Here is a 10,900-nt window from a genome sequence, read left to right as displayed (position 1 = left end):
AAGCAAATAGAGCGAGAAACCCAAATTCGGTTTCTCGCCCTATTTATTTGTGTAGAGACTAGTTATGTCACAGCCTCTTTTTACATATTCTAATTTCGCTTTTTACCTTTTAATGCTTTACGCTTAGCTTTAGCCAATTTTCTTTCTTGATCTTTTTTCACCCTAATTTTTTCTTCTCTTTCTCGATTAATCTTAAAGGGATTATTAATTAGCAATGTTTGACCGGCAGAAAAAGCATTGGTGATAACCCAGTACAAAGATAATGCAGCTGGCACATTGATAGCCATAACAAAAATCATCACTGGCATCCCATAGGTCATTGTGCTTGTCATCATGTTTTGCTCTGGTTGCGACATCATACTTAACTTTGAAGTAACAAATGTAAAGACAGCAGCTAAAATAGGTAAGATATAATATGGATCTTTATCTCCCAATTCCATCCACATAAAGTGACCTGCCTTTAAAGTTTCTGATCTAAAAATAGCTTGATATAAAGCAATCAATATCGGCATTTGCACGAGTAATGGTAAACATCCAGCAACAGGATTTACTCCAGCTTCTTTATAAAGCTTTTGTTGCTCTTCACGAAGTTTAGTCATTGACTCAGTGTCACGTCCTGGATATTTCGCTTGCAGTTTCTTTAACTGCGGTTGCAACTCACTTGTCTTCCGTGCACTTTTTGTTTGATAAATCATCAAAGGCAAAATGATAATACGAACGATAACTGTAAAGATAACAATTCCCCAGCCATAATTATGGCCAAAGATGCCACTTAATCCTTCAATTGCTCGAATGAAGTTCCAGATAATATAATGATCCCAAAAACCGGTACTCTTCGAGGTAATTGGTGTCGTACTGCTACAACCTGCTAGCACGAACACGAGGGATAGGGCACCCAAAAGTGCTACTATTCGTTTTCCTCGTTTCACAGCGTTGTCCTCTCTTCTATTTAATTTCGTCAACTAAAACATTAGCAAGACGTAAAACATGAATTAAATGTTCTTTAACAGCACTTGTTTGCATCCATGCTACTCCAGGACGAGCAATTACGATAAAATCGCAATCTTGTTTTAATTGTGGTTTTAATTCTGTTAAGCTTTGACGTATTCTCCGTTTAACCCAATTTCGAGCTACTGCATTGCCAATTTTCTTTCCGACTGAAATACCAACGCGAAAGTGCACTTGTTCTGGTTTTTCAATCATGTAAACGACAAACTGACGATTTGCGCACGATTTTCCTTGAGTAAAAACAGTTTGAAATTCTGTCTCTTTCTTAACACGATATGACTTTCTCATCATACATCTCCAACATCATGTTCTGCATATATAAAGAAAAAGACCACTGACGGTCCAGTGGCCTATGCAGACAATACTTTTCTACCTTTACGACGTCTACGTGCTAACACATTACGACCGTTGCTTGTACTCATACGTTTACGAAAACCATGCACACGTTGACGGTGGCGTTTCTTTGGTTGGTAAGTTCTTTTCATGGGTGATAACACCTCCTTACTAAAGTACATCATATTTAACAATGATACTTGATATTTTACTAAACAATAAACTCAATGTCAAGTTCAGACTTACTAGCTAATATTAGCATACTTCACTTTAAAATTAAAGAAATTTTTCTATAGAGAATATTTAATTTACTTTCGGGCTCTCTGACAAAAATTAAAGCTCTTTAAAAGTTATCCACTGGCTAAGAAAGGTTATCAACTTTTTAGCTTTTTTCCTGTGTATTAGCTTTTCATCTTTTTAAAGTTATCCACAAAGTAATCAACCGTTTATTTTTTATGAACAGCCTTTTTATAACTTGTGCATAACTTTGTGCATAACAGTTCAAATCCTTTACATATAAACAATAGTTATCCACAGGTATTCTGTTAATAACTGGTTTGCTTTTAAAAAAAATCAACAGAATAAACACCTTCTTTCTATCTTTTATCCACAGGTTGTTTATTTATTTTTTTTATTTCTCCCCAACCTGTGGAAAAGAAAATCTAAACATGCTAAACTGAAATTACATTAATTTAAAAAAGGAGGTTTTTTTTTGTGCCAGATCTTGATGCTTTATGGCAATTTATTTGTGACAAGTTTCATGTGACACTTTCTCAAGTTACATATAATACTTGGATAGCAGCTGCCAAACCGATTCAATTTACAGATAATACTTTTGTTCTTGAAGTTCCTTCTGTTCTCCACCAAGATTACTGGAAACAACGCTTAGTTGCTCAGGTATTACAACTGATTGAAGATAATTTTCAGCAACAAATCACTTTTCTTGTGATGACACCAGATCAAGAAAATCCTTTAGCAAGTGCTGATTTAACTAAAACAGCTGAAGCTGAAGAATCATCATTGTTGCGCAATTCACCTTTAAATAAGTCATATACTTTTGAGTCATTCGTCGTTGGTGATGGTAACCAAATGGCACATGCTGCTGCCTTAGCTGTATCTGAAGAACTCGGTACTTTATATAACCCACTTTATTTTTATGGTGGCGTTGGCTTAGGCAAAACACACTTAATGCATGCAATTGGAAACCAGTTACTTAAAAATCGTCCCAAGGCTAAAGTCAAATACGTTTCTAGCGAAACCTTTACAAATGACTTCGTTAATTCTATTAAAAATAAGCAACAAGAAGAATTTCGTCGAGCATATCGTAATGTTGATTTGTTGCTTGTAGATGATGTCCAATTCTTTGCCAAAAAACCCGGAACAATTGATGAATTTTTCCATACTTTTAATGACTTATATGATGATAAAAAACAAATTGTTTTATCATCAGATCGTTTACCAAACATGATCGAAAATTTAGGCGATAGATTAATCTCTCGGTTTAAATGGGGCTTACCTGTTGAGATAACGCCACCCGATTACGAAACTAGAATTGCCATTTTAGAGACAAAAGCAACATCCGAAAAACTTGCCGTTCCAAATGATGTCCTAAAGTATATTGCTGGGCAGTTTGAAACTAATGTCCGTGAATTAGAAGGTGGCCTAACTAGTGTAAAAGCTTATGCGCAGATGAAAAAAGAACCGATAACAATCAAACTTGCTGATGAAGCTTTAAAAAGTCTTACTGGTTCACCACAAGATCGCGTTATTAATATTAGTCAAATTCAAATGTTAGTTGCAAAGTATTACAATGTTTCATTAGCAGATATTAAAGGAAAAAAACGTGTAAAACGGATTGTTATTCCACGTCAAGTTGCTATGTATCTCTCTCGAGAAGCTACAGATGCATCTTTACCTAAAATTGGCCGTGAATTTGGTGGAAAAGACCACACCACAGTATTGCATGCTTGCGATAAGATAACAGCGGCGCTTTCATCTGATTCAAAATTACGTCGCGATATTTCTGATTTAAAAAAGCAGCTCAACGGAGAGGCTGTGAATTAATGTGAATAAGCCAAAAAGTTATCCACAGGATATCCACAGGCGTTTTTGCCTAACTAGCAATATTTCAACGAACTTATCCACAGTATAAACAGGCCCTATTACTACTACTACTTTTTTAATAATAAATAATATAATAAACAGGAGGTATTTCTTCTTTATGAAATTTAGTGTTCAACGTGCAGCATTTATTCGCTATTTAGCAGATGTTCAAAGAGCCATTTCATCAAAAACAACAATTGAAATTCTAAAAGGGTTAAAACTAGATCTATTTGAGGATGGGTTAACTTTAACAGGAAGTAATGCTGATATTTCAATTGAATCAATTATTTCAATTGCAGATGAAGAAGCTAACTTAGAAATTAAAGAACCTGGAAGTGTTGTTTTACCTGCTCGTTTCTTTAATGAAATAATAAAAAAACTACCAGCTGATACCTTAACAATCGAAACAGATAATCAACGATTTTTAACTAAAATAACATCAGGGCCCGCTGAATTTATGATTAACGGTATTGATGCGGCTAATTTTCCACATTTACCCGAAGTGGGAGTTAATACAACTCTTGCAATTCCAAGTGATATTTTACGTCAAATTATAAATCAAACAGTAATTGCAATTTCTAATCAAGAAAGTCGCCCAATGCTAACAGGTGTACATATTCTTATTGATAACGGAGAATTACTAGCGGTTGCTACCGATTCACATCGCTTAAGTCAACGCCGGATTAAGATTTCAGGGTTAGAAAGTGCCCACTATAATATTATTGTTCCAGGGAAAGCATTAAATGAATTAGCTAGAATGTTAGATGAATCTAGTAAAGATGTTGAAATTCAAATTGCTGAAAACCAGATTTTATTTATTTTAGGTCATACATCCTTTTATTCACGTTTGCTTGAAGGCAATTATCCAGATACAGAGCGTCTGATTCCGAAAAACTCTGAAACAACTATTGAATTTAATGCGCCAGAATTATTACATGCAATCGAAAGAGCTTCATTGTTATCACATGAAGGAAGAAGTAATGTTGTTAAATTAACTTTAGATGTTAAAGAACAACGTGCTGTTATCTCAGGCAATTCTCCAGAAATTGGAAATGTTGAAGAAGCACTGAACTTTTCTAATTTAACAGGTGAAGACTTGGAGATTTCATTTAATCCAGATTATATGAAAGATGCACTTCGTTCTTTTGGACAAACACAAACAACCTTGTCGTTTACAATGGCATTGCGTCCATTTACGTTAGTACCTACAGAATCAGAAGGTGATTTTGTGCAATTAATCACACCAATGCGAACAGCTAACTAAAAGTTTTATGAAATAGTAGATAAAGAAATTTAAGAACAGTTCTGATATGAAACGCTAAAATAGTTTTATATCAGAACTTTTTTGTTTAGCTAATTGCGCTAAAATTTAATTTACGCTATAAAAAGATGATTACAGTATCTTACCATTAAGTAGAGTAAAAAACGCTGAAAACGGCAAAATTTGGCGTCAAAATTGTTTTTACCTTCAAAAAAGGGTATAATTAGAAGGTAAAATGAAAAAAGTGAGGATTATCTCTTGGAACAAGAAATAAAGTTAAATACACCATATATTACTTTAGGACAACTATTGAAAATTGCTAATATCATTTCTTCTGGTGGTCAAGCAAAGATATTCTTACAAGAATATGCTGATGAAATTTTTATTAATGGAGAAGCGGACAATCGTCGCGGCCGGAAACTTTATCCATCTGATAAAATTAAAATCTCAGATTTTGGGACATACATTATGAAAGCGTAATTTAATGTATCTCAAAGAGTTGCAACTAAAAAACTTTCGCAACTATAACGAAGCTAATATCACTTTTTCTCCAGCAGTTAATGTTTTAATTGGGGAAAATGCTCAAGGCAAGACTAATTTACTAGAAGCAATTTATGTTTTAGCAATGGCTAGTAGTCATCGAACGGCTAAAGATAAAGAACTGATTGGTTTTAATCAACAATATGCCCAATTAAAAGGGGAAATCATCCGTCGTCTAGGACCATTAACTCTTGAATTGGAACTTAGTAAAAAAGGTAAAAAGGTAAAAGTTAATCATATAGAACGAGCAAAACTATCAGAGTATATTGGTCAACTTAATGTTATCTTATTTGCGCCTGAAGATTTGGCTTTAGTTAAAGGTGCTCCGGCCGAACGGCGTCGCTTTATAGATATGGAATTCAGTCAAATTGATGGATTATATCTCCATGACTTATCTCAGTATCGTACAGTTTTACGACAACGTAACAAATACTTGAAAGATTTACAATTGCAAAAGACAAAAGATCAATTGTATCTAGATGTTCTATCTGAACAATTAGCTAGTCTAGGTGGCAAGATTATTGTTAAACGTCTTGAATATTTACAGGAATTAGAGAGCTATGCGCGGATATTACATGCTGAAATAACACAAAAAAAAGAAACGTTGACGTTATCATATGAAGCTCCATTACGGGATGCGACGACAAAAACTGCAATGCAGCTAAGTAATGAATTATTACAAAAAATGAACGATATTCGAAAAAAAGAGATTTTTCAAGGGACAACTTTAATTGGACCACATCGCGATGATATTAAGTTCTTTATAAATGATAATAATGTTCAGATATATGGATCACAAGGACAGCAACGAACTGCCGCGTTATCAATAAAGCTTGCAGAGATTGAAGTAATGAAAGAGCAAACAGGAGAATACCCTATTTTGTTACTTGATGATGTTTTATCCGAGTTAGATGGAAATCGACAAACGCATTTATTAAAAACGATTCAAGATAAAGTGCAAACATTTTTGACAACACCGGGTTTAAATGATATTGCAAGACAATTAATTAAAGAACCTAAGATTTTTAATATTCATGCCGGTGAAATTAACCTAAAGCTATAGTTAGTGTATTGATTCTCACAATTAGAAGAGCAGCAACAATATTCACAGTTAAAAGATTGCTAAGTGCAATTTGGACAAATAAGGAGGAATAAACGCGTGACTGATAATGAAAAGCAAGAAGAACTTGAAGAACGCAAAGAAGAAAAAGCAAAAGAATATGATGCTAGTCAGATTCAAGTTCTAGAAGGCTTAGAAGCTGTACGTAAGCGACCAGGAATGTACATAGGTTCTACTAGTTCACAAGGGTTACATCACTTGGTTTGGGAAATAATCGATAACGGAATTGATGAAGCCTTAGCTGGATTTGCCAACGAGATTAATGTAACCGTTGAAAAAGATAACAGTATTACAGTTATTGATAATGGTCGAGGAATTCCAGTTGATATTCAAACTAAAACGGGCAGACCTGCCTTAGAGACTGTTTTTACCGTTCTTCATGCTGGTGGTAAGTTTGGCGGTGGCGGTTATAAAGTTTCTGGTGGTTTACATGGTGTTGGTGCTTCTGTAGTTAATGCACTATCAACTAGTCTTGATGTTGAAGTAAGACGTGATGGCAAAATATATGGCATGAATTTTAAAGTTGGTAAAGTAGCACAACAAATGCAAGTTATTGGTACTTGTGGTGAACATGAACATGGAACAAAAGTTCATTTTATTCCAGATCCAGATATTTTTACAGAAACAACAACGTATGATATTAAAATTTTAACTACTCGGATTCGTGAACTTGCATTTTTAAATAAAGGTTTGCGAATTACAATAGCGGATAACCGACCTGAAAAACCAACGCGCGAAGAATTTCATTATGCAGGTGGAATTAAGCACTATATTGAATTCTTAAATAAGGGAAAAGAAGTCTTATTTGAAGAACCAATTTATGTTGAAGGTGAACAAAAGGGGATAACAGTTGAAGTAGCGTTACAATATACCGACGATTTCAGCTCAACTTTATTAACCTTTACAAATAATATTCATACGTACGAAGGTGGAACGCATGAGGCTGGTTTTAAAACAGCTTTAACGCGTGTCATCAATGATTATGCGCGAAAAACAGGTTTGTTAAAGGAAAATGATACGAATTTAAGTGGTGAAGATGTTCGAGAAGGCCTAACAGCGGTCGTTTCAATTAAACACCCAGACCCACAGTTTGAAGGTCAAACGAAGACCAAGCTGGGTAACTCAGATGCACGGACAGTTACTGATAAGATGTTTTCGGAGACATTTAGCAAGTTTATGTTAGAAAATCCAAACGTTGCTAAAAAGGTTGTTGAAAAGGGCTTGATTGCAGCAAAAGCGCGTGTTGCAGCTAAGCGTGCCCGTGAAATGACACGTAAGAAAAATGGTTTAGAAATCTCTAATTTACCTGGAAAATTAGCAGATAATACAAGTAAAGATCCTGAAATCTCAGAATTATTTATTGTCGAGGGTGATTCAGCCGGCGGTTCTGCTAAACAAGGTCGTTCTCGCTTAACGCAGGCTATTTTACCAATTCGTGGGAAAATTTTGAATGTGGAAAAAGCAAGTTTAGATCGTATTTTAGCTAATGAGGAAATTCGTTCATTATTTACAGCACTAGGAACAGGGTTTGGTCAAGAATTTGATGTTGATAAAGCTAAATATCATAAATTAATAATAATGACAGATGCTGATGTTGATGGTGCCCATATCAGGACTTTATTATTAACGCTATTTTATCGTTTTATGCGTCCAATGATAGATTCTGGCTATGTGTATATTGCACAGCCACCTCTATATCAAATTCGTCAAGGTAAAATGATTAGATACATTGATTCTGACATTGAATTGAATGACGTTTTAGGCCAATTACCACCATCACCTAAGCCATCAATTCAACGATATAAAGGATTAGGTGAGATGGATGCTTCTCAATTATGGGAAACAACAATGGATCCTGAAAAAAGAAGATTATTACGTGTCGATTTGGCAGATGCAAAAGAAGCAAACGATGTTTTTGAGATGTTGATGGGGGATCATGTCGGTCCAAGACGTCAATTTATTGAAGAAAATGCAACCTTTGTAGAAAACTTAGATGCATAATTTTGAAGTGAGAGACAATAATTAAGGAGGTAAAAATTAGTGGTAGACTTACCTGAGCGAATTAAAAACGTCGATTTATCTAAAGTAATGCGGACGTCATTTTTAGATTATGCGATGAGTGTTATTGTGGCAAGGGCACTTCCAGATGTCCGTGATGGTTTAAAACCCGTTCATCGTCGCATTTTATATGGGATGAATGAATTAGGGGTTACACCAGATAAGGCATATAAAAAATCGGCCAGAATTGTGGGAGAAGTTATGGGGAAATTTCACCCCCATGGTGACTCTGCAATTTATGAATCAATGGTTAGAATGGCACAGGATTTCAGTTATCGTTATATGTTAGTGGATGGTCATGGGAACTTTGGTTCTGTTGATGGCGATGGAGCTGCGGCGATGCGTTATACTGAAGCTAAAATGAGCAAAATCACTTTAGAAATGCTGCGTGATATTAATAAAGATACAATTGACTTTCAAGATAATTATGATGGTAATGAGAGAGAACCTAAAGTTTTGCCTGCCCGTTTTCCTAATTTATTAGTTAATGGAGCAACAGGTATTGCTGTCGGAATGACAACGAATATTCCGCCCCACAATCTTGGAGAGGTTATCTCAGGATTACATATTTTGATGAAAAATCCTGATGCGACAACGGCTGATTTGATGGAAGCAATTCCAGGCCCGGATTTTCCAACTGGCGGAATTGTTATGGGAAAATCGGGAATTCGTAAGGCATATGAGACTGGTCGTGGACAAGTAATCTTACGTGCTAAGGTTGATATTGAGGAAATGAGCAATGGTCGTCAGCAGATAGTTGTTGATGAATTGCCATATATGGTTAATAAAGCCAGATTGATTGAACGAATTGCTGAATTAGCACGAGAAAAGAAAATAGAAGGTATTACAGATATAAAAGATGAATCTGATCGTGAAGGTATGCGAATCACGATTGATATTCGCCGAGATATTAGTGCATCAGTTGTTTTGAATAATTTATATAAATTAACATTGATGCAAACTTCATTTGGCTTTAATATGTTGGCAATTGTGGATGGAACCCCGAAAGTTCTTGGCTTAAAACAAATACTTGAATATTATTTGAAACATCAAGAAACTGTTATTCGGCGCAGAACAGAGTTTGAATTGAAAAAAGCTAAGGCAAGAGCGCATATTTTAGAAGGTTTGCGCATTGCTTTAGACCATATTCAAGCAATTATTGATATTATTCGTAAGTCTCCAAGTGGCGAAGTGGCTAAAGATCGCTTAATTAACGAATATAATTTAAGTGATAAGCAGGCACAAGCTATTCTTGATATGCGTTTAGTCCGGTTAACCGGTTTGGAACGTGAAAAAGTTGAAGCTGAATACAAAAAAACAGTTGAAGCTATTGCTGATTATGAAGATATTCTAGCTAAACCAGAAAGAATTCATCAAATTATCTATGAAGAATTATTAGATATTCAAGAACGTTTTGGTGATGAACGTAGAACTGAATTGATGGTTGGCGAAGTTTTAAGCATTGAAGATGAGGATTTAATTGAAGAAGAAAACATCGTATTGACCTTAACACATAATGGTTATATCAAACGATTACCAACAAGTGATTTTAAGCAACAACATCGTGGTGGTCGTGGTGTTCAAGGAATGGGTGTCCATGATGATGATTTCATTGAACATCTGATTACGGCTTCAACCCATGACAAAATTCTCTTTTTCACAAATATAGGTAAAGTTTACAGCATGAAAGGTTATGAAGTGCCAGAGTATGGTCGTGCTGCCAAGGGAATACCAGTGATAAATTTGCTTAATATTAGTGGTGAAGAGAAAATAACAACAATTATTGATGTGCCTGCAAAACAAAAAGAAGAGAATAATGTAGAAGATTTAACCTTGTTCTTTACAACCAAAAAAGGTGTTGTTAAACGAACTGAAGTTTCTGAATTTACTAATATTCGCAAGAACGGTTTAAGAGCATTATCATTACGTGATGACGATGAATTAATTAATGTAGCTGTTACCAACAAGCAAAATAACATTATCATTGGGACACACTTAGGCTATACGGTTTCATTTTCAGAAGAAGCTGTTCGGATTATGGGTCGTGGTGCGGCAGGTGTCAGAGGAATAAGATTGCGAGAAAATGATTATGTTGTTGGAGCTGATATTCTTGAACCAGAGAGTAAAGTTTTTGTTATCTCTGAAAAAGGTTATGGTAAACAAACGTTATCAAGTGAATATCCGATTAAAGGCCGTGGCGGAAAAGGAATTAAAACAGCAAATATCACAACTAAAAATGGTCCTCTGGTTGGCTTGACTACTGTAAAGGGTAATGAAGATATTATGGTTATCACTAATAAAGGTGTGATGATTCGCTTTAATATTGAGACCGTTTCTCAGACTGGTCGAGCTACAATGGGTGTTCATTTAATTAATTTAGATGAAGATGCATTTGTTTCAACAATGACTAAAGTAGAACCAGAAGAAATTGAGACAGAAGAAGTAGAATCGCAAGAAGAAGAAAATAAATAAAAATA

At 35.0% G+C, this 10,900-nt stretch carries 9 protein-coding genes; 6 read left to right on the top strand and 3 right to left on the bottom strand.

Annotation, left to right across the window (positions count from 1 at the left end; all coding sequences use genetic code 11):
• Positions 1-89: 89 nt before the first annotated feature.
• The 3 genes from yidC to rpmH all read right to left on the bottom strand — a co-directional run bounded on the left by yidC (position 90) and on the right by rpmH (position 1,493).
• The gene (gene yidC / locus LB941_RS06980) at positions 90-929 is read right to left on the bottom strand and encodes a membrane protein insertase YidC (protein WP_253360639.1); all 840 of its coding nucleotides are present in this window, start codon (positions 927-929) and stop codon (positions 90-92) included.
• Between the two features lie 16 nt (positions 930-945).
• Positions 946-1,296: a ribonuclease P protein component gene (rnpA, locus tag LB941_RS06975; protein ID WP_253360638.1), complete on the bottom strand. Its 351-nt coding sequence runs from the start codon at positions 1,294-1,296 to the stop codon at positions 946-948.
• A 62-nt stretch (positions 1,297-1,358) separates the two neighbouring features.
• Positions 1,359-1,493 carry a 50S ribosomal protein L34 gene (rpmH, locus tag LB941_RS06970; protein WP_003701411.1) on the bottom strand — a complete coding sequence of 45 codons (135 nt, stop codon included), beginning with the start codon at positions 1,491-1,493 and terminating at the stop codon, positions 1,359-1,361.
• A 562-nt stretch (positions 1,494-2,055) separates the two neighbouring features.
• On the opposite strand from rpmH, the gene dnaA reads away from it, so the two are divergent.
• From dnaA to gyrA, 6 genes are all read left to right on the top strand, one after another.
• Entirely contained in the window at positions 2,056-3,405 is a 1,350-nt protein-coding gene (dnaA, locus tag LB941_RS06965; protein WP_253360637.1) for a chromosomal replication initiator protein DnaA, read from the top strand.
• Between the two features lie 157 nt (positions 3,406-3,562).
• Entirely contained in the window at positions 3,563-4,708 is a 1,146-nt protein-coding gene (gene dnaN / locus LB941_RS06960) for a DNA polymerase III subunit beta (protein ID WP_253360635.1), read from the top strand.
• A gap of 255 nt (positions 4,709-4,963) precedes the next feature.
• A complete protein-coding gene (yaaA, locus tag LB941_RS06955) occupies positions 4,964-5,185 on the top strand; it encodes a S4 domain-containing protein YaaA (protein WP_253360633.1) in 222 nt (73 codons plus the stop codon).
• 4 nt (positions 5,186-5,189) lie between these two features.
• The gene (gene recF / locus LB941_RS06950; protein WP_253360631.1) at positions 5,190-6,308 is read left to right on the top strand and encodes a DNA replication/repair protein RecF; all 1,119 of its coding nucleotides are present in this window, start codon (positions 5,190-5,192) and stop codon (positions 6,306-6,308) included.
• Positions 6,309-6,404: 96 nt separating this feature from the next.
• Entirely contained in the window at positions 6,405-8,366 is a 1,962-nt protein-coding gene (gyrB, locus tag LB941_RS06945; RefSeq protein WP_253360629.1) for a DNA topoisomerase (ATP-hydrolyzing) subunit B, read from the top strand.
• A gap of 39 nt (positions 8,367-8,405) precedes the next feature.
• Positions 8,406-10,895, top strand: coding sequence for a DNA gyrase subunit A (gene gyrA, locus LB941_RS06940; protein WP_275980010.1), 2,490 nt, complete (start codon positions 8,406-8,408; stop codon positions 10,893-10,895).
• Positions 10,896-10,900 lie beyond the last annotated feature (5 nt).

Source organism: Ligilactobacillus ubinensis (assembly GCF_024160875.1).
Classification (GTDB): Bacteria; Bacillota; Bacilli; order Lactobacillales; family Lactobacillaceae; genus Ligilactobacillus; species Ligilactobacillus ubinensis.
Note: the sequence above shows the minus strand (reverse complement) of the source record. Positions and strands in the feature narration are given on the sequence as shown.